Consider the following 20,135-nt stretch of genomic DNA (forward strand, 5'->3'; position numbering starts at 1 on the left):
AGCGGCGCCCGCCGTCCGGTCGGGGACGAGGCGGGCGCCGCTTTCAGTTCCGTACGCCGTTGTACGGGACGTTCTCCGGGGTGGTCACACCATGAGCGAGCGGTCCTGGGGGCCGATGGGGGCCGGCAGGTCGCTGGCGCCGGTGAGGTAGCCGTCGACGTGGCGGGCGGCCGAGCGGCCCTCGGCGATGGCCCAGACGATGAGGGACTGGCCGCGGCCCGCGTCCCCGGCGACGAACACGCCGGGGACGTTGGTCTGGAAGTCCTGGTCGCGGGCGACGTTGCCGCGCGCGTCAAGGTCGAGGCCGAACTGGTCGACCAGGCCGTTCTCGCGGTCGGTGCCGGTGAAACCCATGGCGAGGGTGACGAGTTGCGCGGGAATCCTGCGCTCGGTGCCCTTGTGCTGGACGAGTTTGCCGCCCGCGAACTCGACCTCGATGAGGTGGAGCCACTGCACGTTGCCGTCCTCGTCGCCCTCGAAGTGGGTGGTGGAGACGGAGTAGAGGCGGTCGCCGCCCTCCTCGTGGGCGGAGGTCACCTTGTACAGCAGCGGGAACGTGGGCCAGGGCTGGTCGGCGTTGCGCTCGTCGCCGGGGCGGCCCATGATCTCCAGTTGGGTGACGGAGGCAGCGCCCTGGCGGTGGGCGGTGCCGACGCAGTCGGCGCCGGTGTCGCCGCCGCCGATGACGATGACGTGCTTGCCCTCCGCGGTGAGGGGCGGGGTCACGTAGTCGCCCTCCTGCACCTTGTTGGACAGCGGCAGGTACTCCATGGCCTGGTGGATGCCGCGCAGGTCGCGCCCGGGTACGGGCAGGTCGCGTGCGGTGGTGGCGCCGGCGGCGATGACGACGGCGTCGTAGCGTGCGCGGAGCCTGGCCGCGTCGATGTCCCTGCCGACCTCGACGCCGGTGCGGAACTTGGTGCCCTCGGCCCGCATCTGCTCGATACGGCGGTTGATGTGCCGCTTCTCCATCTTGAACTCGGGGATGCCGTAGCGCAGCAGGCCCCCGATGCGGTCGGCGCGCTCGTAGACGGCGACGGTGTGCCCGGCGCGGGTGAGTTGCTGGGCGGCGGCGAGCCCGGAGGGTCCTGAGCCGATCACGGCGACCGTCTTGCCGGAGAGGCGTTCCGGGACGCGGGGCGCGACGTCGCCGTTGTCCCACGCCTTGTCGATGATGGAGACCTCGACGTTCTTGATGGTGACGGGCTGCTGGTTGATGCCGAGGACGCAGGCGGACTCGCAGGGCGCGGGGCAGAGCCTGCCGGTGAACTCGGGGAAGTTGTTGGTGGCGTGGAGCCGTTCGGCGGCGGCGGTCCAGTCCTCGCGGTAGGCGTAGTCGTTCCACTCGGGGATGAGGTTTCCGAGCGGGCAGCCGTTGTGGCAGAAGGGGATGCCGCAGTCCATGCAGCGGCTCGCCTGGGTGCTGATGATCGGCAGCAGGGAGCCGGGTACGTAGACCTCGCTCCAGTCCTTGACGCGTTCGGGTACGGGCCGGGTCTCGGCGACCTGGCGGCCGTGGTTGATGAAGCCCTTGGGGTCAGCCATGGGTTGCCGCCTCCATCATCTTCTCGGTGATTTCGGACTCGGGGAGTCCGGCTCGCTCGGCGGCGTCCTTGGCGGCGAGCACTGCCTTGTACGTACTGGGGATGATCTTGCTGAAGCGGGTGACGGCGGTGTCCCACTCGCCGAGCAGCTTCTCGGCGACGGTGGAGCCTGTCTCCTCCTGGTGGCGGCGCACGACGTCGTGCAGCAGGCGCCTGTCGTCGTCGTCGAGTTCCTCGACCGCGGCGAGGTTGCCGGGGTTGACGCAGGTGCGGTCGAGGTCGATGACGTAGGCGGTGCCGCCGGACATGCCGGCCGCGAAGTTGCGTCCCGTGGGGCCGAGGACGACGGCGTTGCCGCCGGTCATGTACTCGCAGCCGTGGTCGCCGACGCCCTCGGTGACGACGGTGGCGCCGGAGTTGCGCACGCAGGTGCGCTCGCCGGTGCGTCCGCGCAGGAAGAGTTCGCCGCCGGTGGCGCCGTAGGCGAGGGTGTTGCCCGCGATGGTGGAGTACTCGGCGAGGTGGTCGGCGCCGCGGTCGGGGCGCACGACGAGCCGGCCGCCGGAGAGGCCCTTGCCGACGTAGTCGTTGGCGTCGCCTTCGAGGCGCAGGGTGACGCCGCGGGGCACGAAGGCGCCGAAGGACTGGCCGGCGGAGCCGGTGAAGGTGATGTCGATGGTGTCGTCGGGCAGTCCGGCGCCGCCGAACTTCCTGGTGACCTCGTGGCCCAGCATGGTGCCGACGGTGCGGTTGATGTTGCGGATGGCGATCTGGGCGCGTACCGGCTGGGCGTCGGTGCCGTGGTCGGCGGCGAGCGCGTCGGCGGCGAGCTTGATCAGTTCATTGTCGAGGGCCTTGGCCAGGCCGTGTTCCTGGGGCACGGTCCGGTGGCGGGCGGCGCCGTCGGGCAGTTCTGGCACGTGCAGCAGCGGGGCGAGGTCGAGGCCCTGGGCCTTCCAGTGGTCGACGGCGCGGGAGATGTCGAGGGCCTCCGCGTGGCCGACGGCCTCCTCGATGGAGCGGAAGCCGAGTTCGGCGAGGAGTTCGCGTACTTCCTCGGCGATGAACTCGAAGAAGTTGACGACGAACTCGGGCTTGCCGGTGTAGCGCTCGCGCAGCAGCGGGTTCTGGGTGGCGATGCCGACGGGACAGGTGTCCAGGTGGCACACGCGCATCATGACGCAGCCGGAGACCACGAGAGGCGCGGTGGCGAAGCCGAACTCCTCGGCGCCGAGGAGGGCGGCGACGACGACGTCGCGGCCGGTCTTCAACTGGCCGTCGGTCTGGACGACGATGCGGTCGCGCAGCCCGTTGAGGAGGAGGGTCTGCTGGGTCTCGGCGAGGCCGAGTTCCCAGGGGCCGCCCGCGTGTTTGAGGGAGGTGAGCGGGGAGGCGCCGGTGCCGCCGTCGTGCCCGGAGATGAGGACGACGTCGGCGTGGGCCTTGGAGACTCCGGCGGCGACGGTGCCGACGCCGACCTCGGAGACCAGCTTGACGTGGATGCGGGCGGCCGGGTTGGCGTTCTTGAGGTCGTGGATGAGCTGGGCGAGGTCCTCGATGGAGTAGATGTCGTGGTGCGGCGGCGGGGAGATCAGGCCGACGCCGGGGGTGGAGTGCCGGGTCCCGGCGATCCAGGGGTAGACCTTGTGCCCGGGGAGCTGGCCGCCCTCGCCCGGCTTGGCGCCCTGGGCCATCTTGATCTGGATGTCGTCGGAGTTGACCAGGTACTCGGAGGTCACGCCGAAGCGTCCGGAGGCGACCTGTTTGATGGCGGACCTGCGGGTGGGGTCGTAGAGCCTGTCGGGGTCCTCGCCGCCCTCGCCGGTGTTGGACTTGCCGCCGAGCTGGTTCATGGCGATGGCGAGGGTCTCGTGCGCCTCGCGGGAGATGGACCCGTACGACATGGCGCCGGTGGAGAACCGCTTGACGATCTCGGAGACCGGCTCGACCTCGTCGAGGGGTACGGGGGCGCGGCCCGAGGTGAGGCCGAAGAGGCCGCGCAGCGTCATCAGGCGTTCGGCCTGCTCGTTCACGCGGGACGTGTACTTCTTGAAGATGTCGTAGCGTCCTGAGCGGGTGGAGTGCTGGAGCCGGAAGACGCTCTCGGGGTCGAAGAGGTGCGGTTCGCCCTCGCGGCGCCACTGGTACTCGCCGCCGATGTCGAGGGTGCGGTGCGCGGGGGCGATGCCGGAGGCCGGGTACGCCTTGGCGTGCCGGGCGGCGACCTCGCGGGCGATGACGTCGAGGCCGACGCCGCCGATCTTGGTGGCGGTGCCCGCGAAGTACTCCGCGACGAACTCCTCGTCGAGGCCGACGGCCTCGAAGACCTGGGCGCCGCGGTAGGAGGCGACGGTGGAGATGCCCATCTTGGACATGACCTTGAGGACGCCCTTGCCGAGGGCGTGGATCAGGTTGCGGATGGCCTCGTCGGTGTCGATGCCGGACAGGAACGTTCCCGCTGCGACCAGGTCCTCGACGGACTCCATCGCGAGGTAGGGGTTGACGGCGGCGGCGCCGTAGCCGATGAGGAGGGCGACGTGGTGGACCTCGCGCACGTCGCCCGCCTCGACGAGCAGCCCGACCTTGGTGCGCTGCTTGTTGCGGATGAGGTGGTGGTGGACGGCCGCGGTGAGCAGCAGCGAGGGGATGGGGGCGTGTTCTGCGTCGGAGTGCCGGTCGGAGAGCACGATGAGGCGGGCGCCCGACTCGATGGCGGCGTCGGCCTCGGCGCAGATCTCGGCGAGCCGGGCGGCAAGCGCCTCGCCGCCGTCGCCGACGCGGTAGAGGCCGGAGAGGGTGGCGGCGTTCATGCCGGGCATGTCGCCGTCGGCGTTGATGTGGATGAGCTTGGCCAGCTCGTCGTTGTCGATGACGGGGAACGGCAGGGTCACGTTGCGGCAGGTGGCGGCGGCGGGCGCGAGCAGGTTGCCCGCGGGGCCGAGCGGGGAGCGCAGGGAGGTGACGAGTTCTTCCCTGATGGCGTCCAGCGGCGGGTTGGTGACCTGCGCGAAAAGCTGGGTGAAGTAGTCGAAGAGGAGCCGGGGCCGCTCGGAGAGCGCGGCGATGGGGCTGTCGGTGCCCATGGAGCCGATGGGTTCTGCGCCGCTCTTCGCCATGGGCGCGAGCAGCACGCGCAGCTCCTCTTCGGTGTAGCCGAAGGTCTGCTGGCGGCGGGTGACGGAGGCGTGGGTGTGGACGATGTGCTCGCGCTCGGGCAGGTCGCCGAGGTCGATCTCGCCGTCGTCGAGCCAGTCCTCGTACGGGTGCTCGGCGGCGAGGCCGGCCTTGATCTCGTCGTCCTCGATGATGCGGTGTTCCGCGGTGTCGACGAGGAACATGCGGCCGGGCTGGAGGCGGCCCTTGCGGACGACGCGTGCGGGGTCGATGTCGAGGACGCCGACCTCGGAGGCGAGGACGACGAGCCCTTCGTCGGTGACCCAGTAGCGGCCGGGGCGCAGTCCGTTGCGGTCGAGCACGGCGCCGACCTGGGTGCCGTCGGTGAAGGCGACGCAGGCGGGGCCGTCCCAGGGCTCCATCATCGTGGAGTGGTACTGGTAGAAGGCGCGCCTGGCGGGGTCCATGGCGGGGTGGTTCTCCCACGCCTCCGGGATCATCATCAGCACGGAGTGCGGCAGGGTGCGGCCGCCGAGGTGGAGCAGTTCCAGGACCTCGTCGAAGGAGGCAGAGTCGGAGGCGCCGGGGGTGCAGACGGGGAAGAGCCGGTCGAGGTCGCGGTCGGTGCCGAAGAGGTCGGTGGTGAGCTGCGACTCGCGGGCGCGCATCCAGTTGCGGTTGCCCTGGACGGTGTTGATCTCGCCGTTGTGCGCGATGAACCGGTAGGGGTGGGCCAGCGGCCAGCTCGGGAAGGTGTTCGTGGAGAAGCGGGAGTGCACGAGCACGATCGCGGAGGCGAAGCGGCGGTCGGAGAGGTCGGGGAAGAACGGCTCCAGTTGCCCTGTGGTGAGCATGCCTTTGTATACGAGGGTGCGGGAGGAGAGCGAGGGGAAGTACACCCCGGCCTCCCGCTCGGCGCGCTTGCGCAGGGCGAACGCCTTGCGGTCGAGGGCGATGCCGGTGGCGCCGCCCGCGGCGTCGGCGACGAAGAGCTGCCGGAACGCGGGCATGGTGGCGCGGGCGATGCTGCCGAGGAGTTCGGGGGCGACGGGGACGTCGCGCCAGCCGAGGACGGTCAGGCCCTCCTGGGCGGCGATGGCCTCGACGCCGTCGAGGGCGGTGGCCTGGCGGGCCTCGCCGTCGGTGGCGGCGTGGGCGGGCAGGAAGGCGAGGCCGACGGCGTAGGCGCCGGCCTCGGGCAGCGGGAAGTCGGTGACCTCGCGCAGGAAGGCGTCAGGGACCTGGGAGAGCAGTCCGGCGCCGTCGCCGGAGTCGGGCTCGGAGCCGGTGGCGCCCCGGTGCTCCAGGTTGCGCAGCACGGTCAGCGCCTGCTCGACCAGCGTATGGCTCGCCTCACCGGTGAGTGTGGCCACGAAGCCGACGCCGCAGGCGTCGTGCTCGTGGCGCGCGTCATACATGCCCTGCGGGGCGGGGCGGGCATCCATGTGCGCCCAGGCTGCGGGCGCGTGGGGCGAATGCTGGGACGGCTGGCGCGGTGTGCGCATCGGCTCTCCCGTCGTCGTCGTGGCTGGGGGCTCCTTGGGACATGCCGTGAAGGCCGTTGAGGAGCGGGTGCCGAGGGACGACTTTGGCCCTCTGCCAGAAAAATGTCATACAGGATACATAGTGGAACGAATACCGAAATTCGGATGATCGTTCCACCATGCGGACACCGCCGGGGCGGTGTGGGTTACCGCCGGGGGCGGTGGAAGCAAGCGGGGACCTGTGCGGACAGATCGATGACCGGGGTCCGGCGCGCGCGGAGCTTCATTGCCCACGGCGCTTACGGCTCATGCCCGGGGGTCAACGAGTTGAAACCGCCAGGCAATGGCTACTTATTCCGGCTGTCGCATAGGTACGGCGGCGCTTATCCTACGGCCGCACCGAAGAGTGTGCCCAGGGCGTACGTCACACCGGCCGCCGTGCCGCCGAGCGCGAGCTGCCGCAGGCCGCTGAACCACCAGCTCCTGGCGGTCACCCGGGCCACCACGGCGCCGCAGGCGAAGAGCCCGAGCAGGGCGAGCAGCACGGCGGGCCACAGCTCTTCCGCACCTAGGAGGTACGGCAGCACGGGCAGCAGCGCGCCCAGTGCGAAGCTCGCGAACGACGACACCGCGGCGACGGCGGGTGACGGCAGGTCGCCGGGGTCGACGCCGAGTTCCTCCCTGGTGTGTATCTCCAGGGCCTGTTCCGGGTCGCGGGAGAGCTGCCCGGCGACCTGGCGGGCCAGCTCGGGGTCGACGCCCCGGCGGACGTAGAGGTCGGCCAGTTCCTCCTCCTCGTCCTGCGGGTTGCCCAGCAGCTCGCGGCGTTCGACCTCGATCTCGGCGAGTACCAGCTCGCGCTGGGAGGCGACGGAGGTGTACTCTCCCGCCGCCATGGAGAAGGCACCGGCGGCGAGTCCTGCGAGCCCGGTGATGACGAGGGTGTGCGGGGAGACGGCGCCGCCGGCGACACCGGTCATGAGGGCGAGGTTGGACACCAGGCCGTCCATGGCGCCGAAGACTGCGGGGCGCAGCCAGCCGCCGTTGACGTCGCGGTGGGTGTGGTTGTCGCGGTGCGCCCCGTGGGGCGGTGCCTCGGTGTCGATGATCGTCTTCCTTCCACGGCGGCCGCTTGGCGGCCGCACTTGACGGCGGCTTCCCCGCTGTCCCGCAGCGCCCTTTCTGACGAAAGTACGCACGTCGGAGGGGTTGTGCCAGCAAGGCAGGCCGTACTTACCAGGGCGTGGGAGGGGTGTGCACACGGGTGAGGGGGCCGGGTCCGGCCCCCTCGGGGTGTGGCTGGTGTGCGGTGGGTGCCCGCGCTGCTACTCGGCGGTCGCGGACTCCGTGGTGGCCTGGTGCGGGGCGGCGGCCCCGGCCTCGCGGTCGGCGCGGGTGCCGGGGGGCGGGGCGTCGTCGGGGCCGTCGGCTTCCGGGGCCCGTGCCGCGTCGCTCCCGGCGGTCTTGTCCGCGTCGCCTTCGGTGTCGGTGCTCTTCTCGGCGGCGCCGGGGGTGTCCCCGTCGGCGGGGGTCTCGAAGAGTTCGACGCGCTCCTCGCGGCCGGGGCGCCTGCGCGCCGAGACCACGAAGTAGGCCACCGCGAGCAGGAAGACGACCAGCGCCGTCCAGTCGTTGAGCCGCAGGCCCAGCACGTGGTGGGCGGTGTCGACCCGCATGTACTCGATCCAGGCGCGGCCCACGCAGTACGTGGCGACGTACAGCGCGAACACCCTGCCGTGTCCCAGCTTGAAGCGCCGGTCCGCCCAGACCGCGAGCAGCGCCACCCCGAGGCACCACAGGCACTCGTAGAGGAACGTGGGGTGGTAGGTGCCGGGGACCCGTCCGTCGGTGTTGGAGGTGATCTTCAGTGCCCAGGGGACGTCGGTGGAGCGGCCGTACAGCTCCTGGTTGAACCAGTTGCCCCAGCGGCCGACGGCCTGGGCGACGGCGATGCCGGGGGCGATGGCGTCGGCGAAGGCGGGCAGCGGAATGCCGTTTCTGCGGCAGCCGATCCAGGCGCCGAGCGCGCCGAGCGCGATGGCGCCCCAGATGCCGAGGCCGCCCTCCCAGATCTTGAAGGCGCCGACCCAGTCGCGGCCGTCCTTGAAGTACAGCTCGTAGTCCGTGATCACGTGGTACAGACGGCCGCCGACGAGCCCGAAGGGCACGGCCCACACCGCGATGTCCGCGACCCGTCCTGGGCTCCCCCCGCGGGCGACCCAGCGCCTGCCGCCGATCCAGACGGCGAGGAAGACACCGATGATGATGCAGAAGGCATAGCCGCGCAGCGGAATGGGTCCGAGGTGCACCACACCGCGCGAGGGGCTGGGAATGAAGGCAACGTCCATGGCAGGGACGACGCTACCTTGCCGGACCCGCGGGAGGACAACATTGGGGGGCTACGGGTGCGTATCTGTTTGGGCTCCCCGCCGGGGGCCGGCTGCCGGGGCTACGGCACCCGGCCGCCGTCGCACGCCCGCCGGGCCAGGCGGGCGTGGGCCGCGCGGGTCACCCCTTGCCCTTGTCGACCAGCTCCCGCAGCCGCTGCGGGGTCAGCGGGTGCTTCTGGTCCGCGAACACGTTCTTCCCGTTCAGCAGGACCGTGGGGGTGCCCTGGAAGCCGCCGTCCTGGAACGCCTTGTCGGACTTGCGCACCCAACTGTCGTGGGTGCCGCCGTCCACGCACTTCTTGAACGGGGCGGTGGTGAGCCCGGGGACCTTGCCCGCGAGGGAGAGGAGCCTGGCGTTGGAGGCGTAGCCGTCCTGCGTCTCGGGCGGCTGGTTCTCGTACAGGACGTCGTGGTACTCGGGGAACTTGCCGACCTGCTGGGCGCAGGCGGCGGCGTTGGCGGCGTGCAGGGAGCCGCTGCCGCCGCTGTTGTTGTCGATCAGCGTGGCCAGGTGGTACTCGATCTTGAGGCGGCCGCTGTCGGTGAGCTGGTGGAGCGTGGCCCGGTAGGTGTCCTCGAACTGCTTGCAGGCCGGGCAGCGGAAGTCCTCCCACACCGTGAGGGTGGACTTGGCGGAGGAGTCGCCCACGGGGATCGCGAGGCCGTCGTCGCCGGTGGCGCCCTGGGGGGTGACCACCGGGCTCGCCGACGCGTCGCCGCCGTCCGAGCCGGCCACGGCGATGCCGACGGCGGCGGCGACACCGAGGACGGCCACGACCGTCCCGGCCGCGACCAGTGTCCTGCGGCGCTTCTCGCGTGCCTTGCGCCGTTCCCGTTCCACGGCAAGACGCTCGCGGGCCGTGCGCTTTCCCTGCTGGTTCTTCTCGCTCACACCCCGCAAACGAACCGGGGAGGCCCTGGCAGCCTCCCCGGCCCGCAGTCCACCCGTACGGATGAAACGGACGCACGCGCGTGCGGCCACCCGTCAGATGTGCTCGCGCACGCCTCGGGCGAGGTCGGCGGCGAGCGCCCGCACGGCGGCGAGCCCGGCGGCCTCGTCGGGCGCGTCGAGGAGCTGCTTCACGAACGCGCTGCCGACGATGACGCCGTCCGCGAAGCCCGCGACCTCGGCGGCCTGCGCCGCGTCGGACACGCCGAGGCCGACGCAGACCGGCAGCTCGGTGGTGGCCCTGGTGCGCCGCACCAGGTCCTTCGCCTGGGAGCCGACGGACTCGCGGGTGCCAGTGACGCCCATCAGGGACGCGGCGTACACGAAGCCGGAGCCCGCCTCGGTGATCCGGGCGATCCTGGCGTCCCTGCTGCTGGGGGCGACGACGAACACGGTGGCGAGGCCGTGCTTGTCGGCGTGCTCGCGCCACAGCGCGGACTCCTGGACGGGCAGGTCGGGCAGGATGCACCCGGCGCCGCCCGCCTCGGCCAGCTCGGCCGTGAACCGCTCGACGCCGTAGCGGTCGATGGGGTTCCAGTACGTCATCACCAGCACCGGCTTGCCGGTGGCGGTATGGGCCTCGGCGACCGTGCGCATCACGTCGGCGATCCGCACCCCGCCGCGCAGCGCGATGTCGTCCGCGGTCTGGATGACGGGGCCGTCCAGGACGGGGTCGCTGTGCGGCAGGCCCACCTCGACGACGTCGGCGCCGCCGTCCAGGACGGCCTTGACCGCCTCGATGCCGCCGTCGACGGTGGGGAAGCCCGCGGGGAGGTAGGCGATGAGGGCGGCGCGGTCCTCCTGGCGGGCGGCGGCGATGGTGTCGTTCAGCAGTCGGACGTTCCCGCTCACTTGGCGTCCCCCTCGGTGTCCGCGGCGGCCTCGGGGGCGGCCTCGGTGTCGGTGTCGTACAGCCCGAAGTAGCGGGCGGCGGTGTCCATGTCCTTGTCGCCGCGCCCGGAGAGGTTGACCACGAGCAGGCCGTCCTCGCCCAGCTCGCGCCCGGCGTCGAGGGCGCCCGCGAGGGCGTGCGCGCTCTCGATGGCCGGGATGATGCCCTCGGTCTGCGACAGCAGCCTGAGCGCCTGCATGGCGGCGTCGTCGGTGACGGCGCGGTACTCGCCGCGTCCCGACTCCTTGAGGTACGCGTGCTCGGGGCCGATGCCGGGGTAGTCGAGCCCGGCGGAGATCGAGTAGGGCTCGGTGATCTGGCCCTCCTCGTCCTGGAGGACGTAGGAGCGCGATCCGTGCAGGATGCCGGGTTCCCCTGCGGTGAGCGTGGCCGCGTGCTCGCCGCTGTCGAGGCCGTGCCCCGCGGGCTCGCAGCCGATGAGGCGTACGGAGGCGTCGGGGATGAACGCGTGGAAGAGGCCGATGGCGTTGGAGCCGCCGCCGACGCAGGCGACGGCGGCGTCGGGCAGCCGCCCGGTGCGTTCGAGGAGCTGGCGGCGGGCCTCGACGCCGATGACGCGGTGGAAGTCGCGGACCATGACGGGGAAGGGGTGGGGGCCCGCGACGGTACCGAACAGGTAGTGGGTGTGGTCGACGTTGGCGACCCAGTCCCTGAACGCCTCGTTGATGGCGTCCTTCAGGGTGCGCGAGCCGGACGTCACCGGGATCACGTCGGCGCCGAGCATGCGCATCCTGGCCACGTTGAGCGCCTGGCGCCTGGTGTCGATCTCGCCCATATAGATGGTGCATTCGAGGCCGAACAGGGCGCAGGCGGTGGCGGTCGCGACGCCGTGCTGGCCCGCGCCGGTCTCCGCGATCACCCGGGTCTTGCCCATGCGGCGGGTCAGCAGGGCCTGCCCGAGCACGTTGTTGATCTTGTGGGAGCCGGTGTGGTTGAGGTCCTCGCGCTTGAGGAAGATCCGCGCTCCCCCGGCGTGCTCGGCGAAGCGGGGCACCTCGGTCAGGGCACTCGGGCGGCCCGTGTAGTCGACGAGGAGGGCGTCGAGCTCGGCGGCGAAGGCGGGGTCGGCCTTGGCCTTGTCGTACTCGACGGCGACCTCGTCCACGGCGGCCACCAGGGCCTCGGGGATGAACTTGCCGCCGAAGGCCCCGAAGTAGCCCTCGGGGTTCGGGGTGCGCCCCTCGGGGTCGGGGATGAAGAACTCGCTGGGCATTACGTCTCCTGTGCTGACGTGCGAAAGGAAATCGTCCGGTGTCGGGCGTGCGGGTGCCCCGGGCGGACGCGGCCGCACCAGGACGAACGGCACGAAGAGGGTGGCGCGACACCCCCACACATGCCATAATCACCGTGCGTAACCAAGCATCGCGGTCCGTGCACCCCACGCGCCCCGTATGCCCCGTCCGCGCTGCGTCCGTATGACGTCCGCCGCGGATACGGGGCCGGGAGCGGGGGGTGCGGGGACGCGGCACCGTCCGACTGCTCACCACAAGCAGCCGGACGGGGTCGGGCCCCTGGGAGCGCCTGACCGACGGCCGTCGGTCAGGCCCGCCCGGGGCCGGGCCTATCGCGTGCCGTTGACCTGCCCCGGCTCGGCGCCGATCACATAGCGGACCCGCCGCCCGTGCACCCGGCGGGCCGGCGCACGGCACCCGCGCGGCCGACAGCCACGCGCGAGCCTGGCGTACACACCGGGCACGGCGACGGCACGGGCGACGCCGTGCGCGCCACGGGAGCCGTGGGCGCCGCGAGGGCTGCGCGCGCCGTCGGAGCGGTGCTCACCGTGCGCACCGTGGGAGGAGGGGGTGGGAGGGGGGGTGGGAGGGGGGGTGGGGGCGGGGCCCATCATCGGATTCAGTCCCTGCCGTGCCGCAGCGCCGGGTGCGCCCCCGCCGCGACCAGGTCGGACACGGCGGTCCTCGGGTTCTTGCCGGTGACGAGGGACTCGCCGACGAGCACGGCGTCGGCGCCCGCGTTGGCGTAGGCGATGAGGTCGTGGGGGCCGCGGACCCCGGACTCGGCGACCTTGACGATGTGGTCGGGGATCTCGGGCGCGACCCGGTCGAAGGTGGAGCGGTCCACCTGGAGGGTCTTGAGGTTGCGGGCGTTGATGCCGATGACCTTGGCGCCCGCGGCGACCGCGCGCTCCGCCTCGTCCTCGTCGTGGACCTCGACGAGCGGGGTGAGCCCGATGGACTCGGCGCGCTCGACGAGGGATTCGAGGGCGGGCTGTTCGAGCGCGGCGACGATCAGCAGGGCCAGGTCGGCGCCGTACGCGCGGGCCTCCCAGAGCTGGTACGAGGTGACGACGAAGTCCTTGCGCAGCACCGGGATGTCGACCTTGGCGCGCACGGCTTCGAGGTCGGCGAGCGAGCCGCCGAACCTTCGCTGCTCGGTGAGCACGGAGATGACGGCGGCGCCGCCCGCCTCGTAGTCCACGGCCAGGGCGGCCGGGTCGGCGATGGCGGCGAGGGCGCCCTTGGACGGGCTGGAGCGCTTGACCTCGCAGATGACCTTGACGCCGTCGCCGCGCAGCGCGGCCACGCCGTTGCGCGCCTGGGGGGCCCTGCGGGCCCGCTCCTTGAGGTCGTCGAGGCTGACCCGGGACTGCCGCTCCGCGAGGTCGGCGCGGACCCCGTCGATGATCTCGTCGAGCACACTCACGCGAGCGGTCCCCTTTCCCTGACGTCTCCGGCGTTCCCTCGGCGCCCGCCCCTTTCGCACCCCGTCGGGGCGTCCTCGGCGGCCGTACCCCCCGGGGTTCGTCCGCCGCGCCGGGGCGCGGAGCCACGGGCGGTCACCGTGATGGTATCCACAGCATGGCCCGCTCCGTGCATCCGGGCGACCGCAGCCGTCCGACCTGCGGTGTCGCGGGGGTGCTCAGGGGGCGAGCCAGCCGCCGAAGGGCAGGTTGCGCACCACCGTGAAGACCGCGACGAGTGTTCCCAGCGCCCAGAGGTGTGCGGGGCGCGGTCGCAGCCGTGGTGGTCTGCCCCGGGCGGCGTCCAGAACCCAGGCGGTCCAGCCGACCGCGAGCACCGCATAGCCGAGGACGGCCAGGGCGTTGTCGTGGAGGGCGGCGGCGAGGTCGCCGTGGACGAGGGCGTGGGCGCCGCGCAGCCCGCCGCAGCCGGGGCAGAGCACCCCGGTCCAGCGCAGCAGGGGGCAGACGGGGTAGTGCCCCGGCACGTTGGGGTCGACGGCGCCCACGAGGGCGAAGGCCCCGGCGACGGAGGCGAGGACGGCGGCGGGCGCCAGGAGTCTTCCGGCGGCGGTGGCCGCGGGGGTGCGTGCGGGCGGGGCGGCGGCGGTCGCGGGGGCGGGGCGCCAGGGCTGGTGCGGGGTCACGTCGGCATTCTGCCCGCGGGGTACGGGCGCCGCGCGGCGGGCGGGGCGGGACGGGCGAGCCGCCGGGGGTGGACGCGGGGCTTGGGGTACGTGGCCGGGGGCTGAGCCCCCAAGGCGTGGGCCCCGGGCCGTGCACCCCAGGCTGTCCGGCCCGGAAACGCCGAGGGCGGGCGCGGGGGTGTCACCGCGGCCCGCCCTGTGGGGGTTCGGCGGGTGCTCCGCCGGGGTCCGTTCAGCTCTGGGAGGCCACCTGGCGGGGGGTCGAGGAGCGCTTGGTCTTGCCGAAGCCCGCCATCCGCAGGATGCCGCCGACGATGGCGCCGAGGAGGATCAGGCCGATGCCGACCCAGAAGCCGACGGGGCTGTCCATGACCATGAAGGCGCCGGCGGCGCAGAAGCCGATGAACGCGATGATGACGCCGGCCCAGGCGGCCGGGGTGTGTCCGTGGCTGGTGCTGGACATGGCTTGCTCCTCGTTGTGGTGTGCGTGGCTGCTCACGCGTGCGGCGGGTGCTGGATCGCCGCTTCCATTGTTCCGTACGCGCACCTCGGCGCGCGGGCGGGCCCCGGCTCAGGCGCCGCCCGTGGTGGGGTCCTCGCCCCGGTCGAGGGCCTTCCACAGGTCCTCGGGGCGGTCCGGGTCCACGGGGCGGCTGCGGCGCCTGCGGGGCGCGCCGTCGCGTTCGTAGCGTGCGGACATGCCGGGCCAGCCGCTGCCGTAGCGCAGGGCGAGGAGCCCGGCGAGGAGGATGAGGGCGCCGCCCACGGCGGCGGCGTAGGGCCAGGCGGTGTGGCTGAGGGCGTGGACGGTGGCGGCGGTGTCGCCCGAGACCTCGGCGGCCTTGTCGTCGAGGACGCCTCCGTCGGTCGCGCCGATGACCGCGGCGGCGACGGTGCCGGCGCCGCAGAGCGCGAGGAGCCCGGCGACCAGCAGCCGTCCCGCGCCGCGTACCGCGAAGACGGCGACGAGCGCGGCGAGGCCGACTATCGCGAGGGCCGCGGGGACGCCGGTGACGTCGCTGCCCTTGGCGGTCAGCGGGAAGTCGCCGCCGGGGACGGCGACGGCGCCCTCCGTCCAGCCCTGGCGGGTGGCGAGCAGGGCCACGGCCGCGCCCGCGGAGCCGAGCAGCAGGGCAACCGCGAGGCTGCGCCGTCCTCGGCGCGCGGCGGCCCGGGTGGGCTCGGCGTCGGTGCGGGGGTGGGGTACGGCGGAAGTCACTCCCCCACTATCCCCCATATCGGGTGCGGGGCCGCCGCCCGGGGGTGTTCACGGGGCGGTGCCGGGGGTGCCCGCGGGGCGCAGGTGCTCCGCCATGTGGATGGCGCGCAGGACGGCGGCGGCCTTGTTGCGGCACTCGGTGTCCTCGGCCTCGGGGTCCGAGTCGGCGACGACCCCGGCGCCGGCCTGCACATGGGCGACGCCGTCGCGCAGCAGGGCGGTGCGGATGGCGATGGCGGTGTCCGAGTCGCCGGCGAAGTCGAGGTAGCCGACGGCGCCGCCGTAGAGGCCGCGGCGGGCGGGTTCGAGTTCGTCGATGATCTGCATGGCGCGGGGTTTGGGGGCGCCGGAGAGGGTGCCGGCGGGGAAGCAGGCGGTGAGGACGTCGAAGGCGGTGCGGCCCTCGGCGACGCGTCCTGTGACGGTGGAGACGATGTGCATGACGTGGGAGTAGCGCTCCACGGACATGAAGTCGACGACCTCGACGGAGCCGGGTTCGCAGACCCGGCCGAGGTCGTTGCGGCCGAGGTCGACGAGCATCAGGTGTTCCGCGCGCTCCTTGGGGTCGGCGAGGAGTTCCTCGGCGAGCGCGGTGTCCTTCTGGGGGGTGGCGCCGCGGGGGCGGGTGCCGGCGATGGGGTGCAGCATCGCGTTGCCGTTCTCGACCTTGACGAGTGCTTCGGGGCTCGATCCGACGATGTCGAAGCCGTCGAAGCGGAGCAGGTACATGTACGGGGAGGGGTTGGTGGCGCGCAGGACCCGGTAGACGTCGAGGGCGCTGGCCTCGCAGGGGGTCTCGAAGCGCTGCGAGGGGACGACCTGGAACGCCTCGCCGGCCCTGATGCGTTCCTTGATGTCGTCGACGGCGGTGCGGAAGTCGGGGCCGCCCCAGCGTGCGGTGAACTCGGGCAGCCGGGACTCGGGCAGTGCCGCGGACGGCTGGGGCACGGGGCGGGAGAGGTCGGTCTCCATGGCGTCGAGGCGGGCGACGGCGTCGGTGTACGCCTCGTCGACGCCGGTGGCGGTGTCGTTGTGGTTGATGGCGTTGGCGATCAGCAGGACGCTGCCGTCCCAGTGGTCGAGGACGGCGAGGTCGGAAGTGAGGAGCATGGTCAGCTCGGGCAGTCGCAGGTCGTCGCGGCCGCCGGGGCCGATCTTCTCCAGGCGGCGGACGATGTCGTAGCCGAGGTAGCCGACCATGCCGCCGGTGAACGGCGGCATTCCGGGGCTGAGGTCGCGTGGGGTGTGCAGGGCTTCGAGGGTGGCGCGCAGGGCCTTCAGGGGGTCGCCGTCGACGGGGACGCCGACGGGGGGCTCGCCGAGCCAGTGGGCCTGTCCTTCGTGTTCCGTGAGGGTGCCGGTGGAGCGGACGCCGATGAAGGAGTACCGGGACCAGGAGCCGGCGCCGCCGCCGCTGACGGAGTGCGAGGTGCCGTTCTCCGCGGATTCCAGCAGGAAGGTGCCGGGGCGTTCACCGGCGAGTTTGCGGTAGAGGCCCACGGGGGTGTCGCCGTCGGCGAGGAGCTTGCGGCTGACGGGGATCACCCGGCGGTCCCGGGCCAGCTTGCGGAAGGTGTCCAGGTCCATGCCGGGTGACCCTACTAGGGGGTGTTGCGAAAGTGGCGTCGTTCGCCCGGAGGGCGGGCCGGGCGGCGTTCGGTGCGTGCGATCGCAAGGCGGAGGGCCGCCCTCGTACTGGGCGTACGAGGGCGTGCCCGACAACGCGGCGAGCGTGCGTGCCGGGCGTCGCCCGGCAGACGGGACTTTCGCAACACCCCCTAGGGCCGCTCGTGTGGATCATGGTGGGAGGTTGCCGGTCTCCTGGTGGGAGGTTCCAGGTCTCCTGGCGGGGGGTGCTAGGCGAGGGGGAGGACGTCCTCGTCGAAGCAGGTGCGGGCGCCGGTGTGGCAGGCGGCGCCGATCTGGTCGACCTGGACGAGGACGGTGTCGGCGTCGCAGTCCAGGGCGACGGACTTGACGTGCTGGTAGTGGCCCGAGGTGTCGCCCTTCACCCAGTACTCGCGGCGGCTGCGGGACCAGTAGGTGCAGCGGCCCGTGGTGAGGGTCCTGCGCAGCGCCTCGTCGTCCATCCAGCCCAGCATCAGTACTTCCTTGGTGTCGTACTGCTGGGCGATGGCGGGGATCAGGCCGTCGGCTGAGCGCTTCAGACGGCGGGCGATCTCGGGGGCGAGGCGGGTGTCGTCGCTGGGCATGGGGCCATTGTCGCTCGGGTGGCGGGGTGGCCGGTGCCGTGGGGTGCGTACGTGTGCCGGGTGCCGTCCGGCGCGGGGCGGTGGGGTGCCGGGTGGGCGCCGTCATGGGGCGGTACGGGGGGCGTGGTCGTACGCTGGGGCCATGTCGACCCATGCCAAGCGTGAACGTCTGCTGCTCGCCGATCTGTTGGAATCGGCGGGGCCCGACGCGCCGACCCTGTGCGAGGGCTGGCTGGCCCGGGACCTCGCCGCGCATGTGGTGGTGCGGGAGCGCCGTGCCGACGCGGCGGGCGGAATCCTCATCAAGCAGCTCGCCGACCGGTTGAAGCGGGTGCAGTCGGAGTTCGCGGCGAAGCCGTACGAGGAGTTGATCCAGCTCATCCGTACGGGGCCGCCGCGGTTCTCGCCGTATGCGCTGAAGCAGATCGACGAGGCGGCGAACGCGGTGGAGTTCTTCGTGCACGCCGAGGATGTGCGCAGGGCGCAGCCCGAGTGGACGCCGCGGAAGCTGGACACGGTGTTCGCCGACGCCCTCTGGTCCCGGCTTGAGCGTTCTGCCCGGATGCTGGGCCGCAAGGCGCCGACGGGTCTCGTGGTGCGCAGGCCGGACGGCAGGACGGCGGTGGCGCGGCGGGGCACCCCGGTGGTGACGGTGACCGGGGAGCCGGGCGAGCTGACGATGTTCCTGTTCGGCCGCCAGGACACGGCGGATGTGGAGCTGGAGGGCGACCAGGAGGCGATCGCCAAGCTGCACGGGAGCAAGCAGCTCGGTATCTGAGGCGTCCGCGGGCGCCGGGTACGCCCGGCTGCGGCCGGGTCCGCCGGTCGTGGCCGTTCGGCGGGCCGCTGTCAGGCGGGGAGTTCCGCGCGGCGCAGGGGTCCGCTGGACAGCCCGTACACACCGGCGAGCGCGCAGACGGCCGCGCTCGCGGCGAAGACGGGTCCCGTGCCCCAGGCGGCGACCGCGGCGCCGAAGAGCGGGAAGGTGAGGGGTGCCACGCCCAGGCTGAGCAGGGACGACGCGGAGGTGACCCGGCCGGTGTAGGCGGGGTCGCAGTGGGTCTGGGTGAGCGCCCCCGTGAGGGCGCCCGCGAGGCCGGCGAGCAGCCCGATGGCGACGGCGTCGGCGACCGCGGCGGCGAGCGGCGCGAGGAGGGCGAGCGCGCCGATGGCCGCGGCGGCGGCCAGGGTGAACAGGCACATGACGAGGCCCGCGCGCGGCAGCCGCCCGCGGACGGTCAGCAGCAGCGAGGCGGCGCCCGCGCCCGCGCCGAATCCGGCCAGCACCCAGCCCATGCCGGAGGCGCCCCAGCCGCGCTGGTCGCTGAGGAGGGCGAGGCCGACGTTGAGGGGGCCGATGAAGCCGAGGTCGCACAGGGCGCCGACGACGAGGAGCGGCAGCAGTACGGGGTGCCCGGTGAGGTGGCGCAGGCCGTCGGCGAGTTCGCGCGCGGCGCCGGCGGAGCGCTTCCTGGTGGACGCGGGCAGGTCGCGTATGCGTACGGAGACCAGCAGGGGTACCGAGGCGGCGAAGAGCAGTCCCGCGATGCCGAAGGCCGTGGCGGCGCCGCCGAGTGCCACCCCGAGGCCGCCGAGCGGGGCGCCGCAGACGTTGGCGACGCGGACGGCGGTGCCGCGCATGCCCTGGACGCGGGCGAGCTGGCCGCGTCCTGTGATGCGGACGGGCAGCGCGCCCACGGCGGGCATGAAGACGGCGTCCACCGTGCCGAAGAGCAGCGCGAGGAGGGCGAGCAGCCAGAGTCCGGGGTGCACGGCGAGGAGGAGTCCGGCGGCGGCGAGTACGGCGGCGCAGCGCGCCGCGTCGCTCGCGATGACGACGCGGCGTGGTCCGAAGCGGTCGGCGATGACGCCGCCGCCCAGCATCAGCACGGCTCTCGGCAGGGCGCTGACGGCCAGTACGAGGCCCGCCTGTCCCGGGCTGCCGGAGCGGACCGCGGCCCAGGAGAGTGCCAGGTAGTAGACGTTGTCGCCGATCATGGAGGCGGTGTAGGCGCCGACCCAGCGCAGGACGTTGCCGTCGCGGTGTGCGGGGCGCTCGGGGGTGGTGGGCGGCGCGGGGGCCACAGGGGCCGTGGGGGCCGCCGGGCTCGCGGGGTTCACGGGATGCGCGGGGGCGGGTCCCGGGAGGTCGGGGGGTTCGACGGCGGGGGTGGTCATGTCCCCTCCCCCGGGGCGCGCAGCGGGAACGCGTTCACCTGCACCATGACGGTCCTCCTGTCGTCGGGCGGGTCCTGGGTGTCCTCGCGGGCCGCGGCGCGCGCGTCGTAGGACCTGAGGAGGTCGAGGATCTCGGCGTTGAGCGCGGTGAGTTCGCCGGGGGTGAGGCGGGCGGTCAGCTCGGAGTCGGAGGCGGCGTCGCGCCACTCGGGGCTCCACTCGGCGGCGTGGTCGAGGTAGTCCCGGTACAGCTCGCCGCGCTGCTCGTGCAGGACGCGGGTGAAGGTGGCGTGGACGGCGGCCTTCTCCGGTGCGTCGTCGAAGTCCCGGTAGCGCAGGGAGACGCCCTTCGAGGAGGGCCGCCACCAGCGTTCGCGGCCGTCCCTGTGCTCGGGGGGCGCCTCCTCGATGAGGCCGTGGGCGGCGAGCTTGCGCAGGTGGTAGCTGACGAGCGAGACGGCCTGGCCCTCCTGCGCGGCGAGTTGGGAGGCGGTGGCGGTCCTGGCGATGTACAGGGCGCGGTACAGCCGCATCCGCAGGGGGTGGCTGAACGCCTTGAGGGTGTCCAGGTCCGTGATGCGGCGGCTGCCGGCGGGACCGGACTGCTCCTCGGGGGGCTCGGGCGCGGGTCCCGCGCCGGGTTCCGTGTCGTGCGGGGGCCGTGGCTCGCTCATGGCAGCACCGTAAGACGCGAAAGAAAAATTGCGCAACTGTTTTTGCGGAATATTTCCTGCGAGAGCGACCCCCGCGCCGCCGGGGCCCCCGGTGCGCTGGCAGGCTGGCCGT

Annotated in this window: 16 protein-coding genes; 1 reads left to right on the forward strand and 15 read right to left on the reverse strand. The window is 72.9% G+C overall.

The features are described 5' to 3' along the window. Positions 1–84: 84 nt before the first annotated feature. From ACIBIW_RS15275 to hisI, 13 genes are all read right to left on the reverse strand, one after another. Positions 85–1,545, reverse strand: coding sequence for a glutamate synthase subunit beta (locus ACIBIW_RS15275; RefSeq protein WP_399336080.1), 1,461 nt, complete (start codon positions 1,543–1,545; stop codon positions 85–87). Beyond that, positions 1,538–6,163, reverse strand: coding sequence for a glutamate synthase large subunit (gltB, locus tag ACIBIW_RS15280; RefSeq protein ID WP_399336081.1), 4,626 nt, complete (start codon positions 6,161–6,163; stop codon positions 1,538–1,540). The genes ACIBIW_RS15275 and gltB overlap by 8 nt, the downstream gene beginning before the upstream one ends. Positions 6,164–6,525: 362 nt before the next feature. Continuing rightward, positions 6,526–7,287, reverse strand: a complete 762-nt coding sequence (locus ACIBIW_RS15285; RefSeq protein WP_399336083.1) for a VIT1/CCC1 transporter family protein — start codon at positions 7,285–7,287, stop codon at positions 6,526–6,528. A 180-nt stretch (positions 7,288–7,467) separates the two neighbouring features. Next, on the reverse strand, positions 7,468–8,490 hold the full coding sequence (lgt, locus tag ACIBIW_RS15290; RefSeq protein ID WP_399336085.1) for a prolipoprotein diacylglyceryl transferase: 1,023 nt from the start codon (positions 8,488–8,490) through the stop codon (positions 7,468–7,470). Between the two features lie 160 nt (positions 8,491–8,650). Next, complete coding sequence (locus ACIBIW_RS15295) at positions 8,651–9,424, reverse strand: DsbA family protein (RefSeq protein ID WP_399336087.1); 774 nt, start codon at positions 9,422–9,424, stop codon at positions 8,651–8,653. 93 nt (positions 9,425–9,517) lie between these two features. Further along, positions 9,518–10,333: a tryptophan synthase subunit alpha gene (gene trpA, locus ACIBIW_RS15300; RefSeq protein ID WP_399336089.1), complete on the reverse strand. Its 816-nt coding sequence runs from the start codon at positions 10,331–10,333 to the stop codon at positions 9,518–9,520. Further along, complete coding sequence (gene trpB, locus ACIBIW_RS15305; RefSeq protein ID WP_399336091.1) at positions 10,330–11,607, reverse strand: tryptophan synthase subunit beta; 1,278 nt, start codon at positions 11,605–11,607, stop codon at positions 10,330–10,332. Before trpB ends, trpA begins: the two co-directional genes overlap by 4 nt. 638 nt (positions 11,608–12,245) lie before the next feature. Continuing rightward, entirely contained in the window at positions 12,246–13,055 is an 810-nt protein-coding gene (gene trpC, locus ACIBIW_RS15310) for an indole-3-glycerol phosphate synthase TrpC (RefSeq protein ID WP_399336093.1), read from the reverse strand. A 216-nt stretch (positions 13,056–13,271) separates the two neighbouring features. Beyond that, a complete protein-coding gene (locus ACIBIW_RS15315; protein WP_399336710.1) occupies positions 13,272–13,649 on the reverse strand; it encodes a DUF2752 domain-containing protein in 378 nt (125 codons plus the stop codon). Positions 13,650–13,971: 322 nt separating this feature from the next. Beyond that, positions 13,972–14,202, reverse strand: a complete 231-nt coding sequence (locus ACIBIW_RS15320; protein ID WP_399336095.1) for an HGxxPAAW family protein — start codon at positions 14,200–14,202, stop codon at positions 13,972–13,974. Positions 14,203–14,310: 108 nt separating this feature from the next. Then, positions 14,311–14,976: a TIGR02234 family membrane protein gene (locus ACIBIW_RS15325; RefSeq protein ID WP_399336097.1), complete on the reverse strand. Its 666-nt coding sequence runs from the start codon at positions 14,974–14,976 to the stop codon at positions 14,311–14,313. A gap of 30 nt (positions 14,977–15,006) precedes the next feature. Continuing rightward, positions 15,007–16,545, reverse strand: a complete 1,539-nt coding sequence (locus ACIBIW_RS15330; RefSeq protein WP_399336099.1) for an anthranilate synthase component I — start codon at positions 16,543–16,545, stop codon at positions 15,007–15,009. 269 nt (positions 16,546–16,814) lie between these two features. Continuing rightward, positions 16,815–17,171, reverse strand: a complete 357-nt coding sequence (gene hisI, locus ACIBIW_RS15335) for a phosphoribosyl-AMP cyclohydrolase (protein WP_399336101.1) — start codon at positions 17,169–17,171, stop codon at positions 16,815–16,817. Positions 17,172–17,313: 142 nt separating this feature from the next. On the opposite strand from hisI, the gene ACIBIW_RS15340 reads away from it, so the two are divergent. Next, the gene (locus tag ACIBIW_RS15340; protein WP_399336103.1) at positions 17,314–17,949 is read left to right on the forward strand and encodes a TIGR03085 family metal-binding protein; all 636 of its coding nucleotides are present in this window, start codon (positions 17,314–17,316) and stop codon (positions 17,947–17,949) included. A gap of 71 nt (positions 17,950–18,020) precedes the next feature. On the opposite strand, the gene ACIBIW_RS15345 is transcribed toward ACIBIW_RS15340, so the two are convergent. Together ACIBIW_RS15345 and ACIBIW_RS15350 are read right to left on the reverse strand one after the other, a co-directional pair. Further along, positions 18,021–19,349, reverse strand: coding sequence for an MFS transporter (locus tag ACIBIW_RS15345; RefSeq protein WP_399336105.1), 1,329 nt, complete (start codon positions 19,347–19,349; stop codon positions 18,021–18,023). After that, a complete protein-coding gene (locus ACIBIW_RS15350; RefSeq protein WP_399336107.1) occupies positions 19,346–20,023 on the reverse strand; it encodes a helix-turn-helix domain-containing protein in 678 nt (225 codons plus the stop codon). Before ACIBIW_RS15350 ends, ACIBIW_RS15345 begins: the two co-directional genes overlap by 4 nt. Positions 20,024–20,135 lie beyond the last annotated feature (112 nt).

It is taken from the genome of Streptomyces sp. NPDC050560, from assembly GCF_044457285.1.
Classification (GTDB): domain Bacteria; phylum Actinomycetota; class Actinomycetes; order Streptomycetales; family Streptomycetaceae; genus Streptomyces.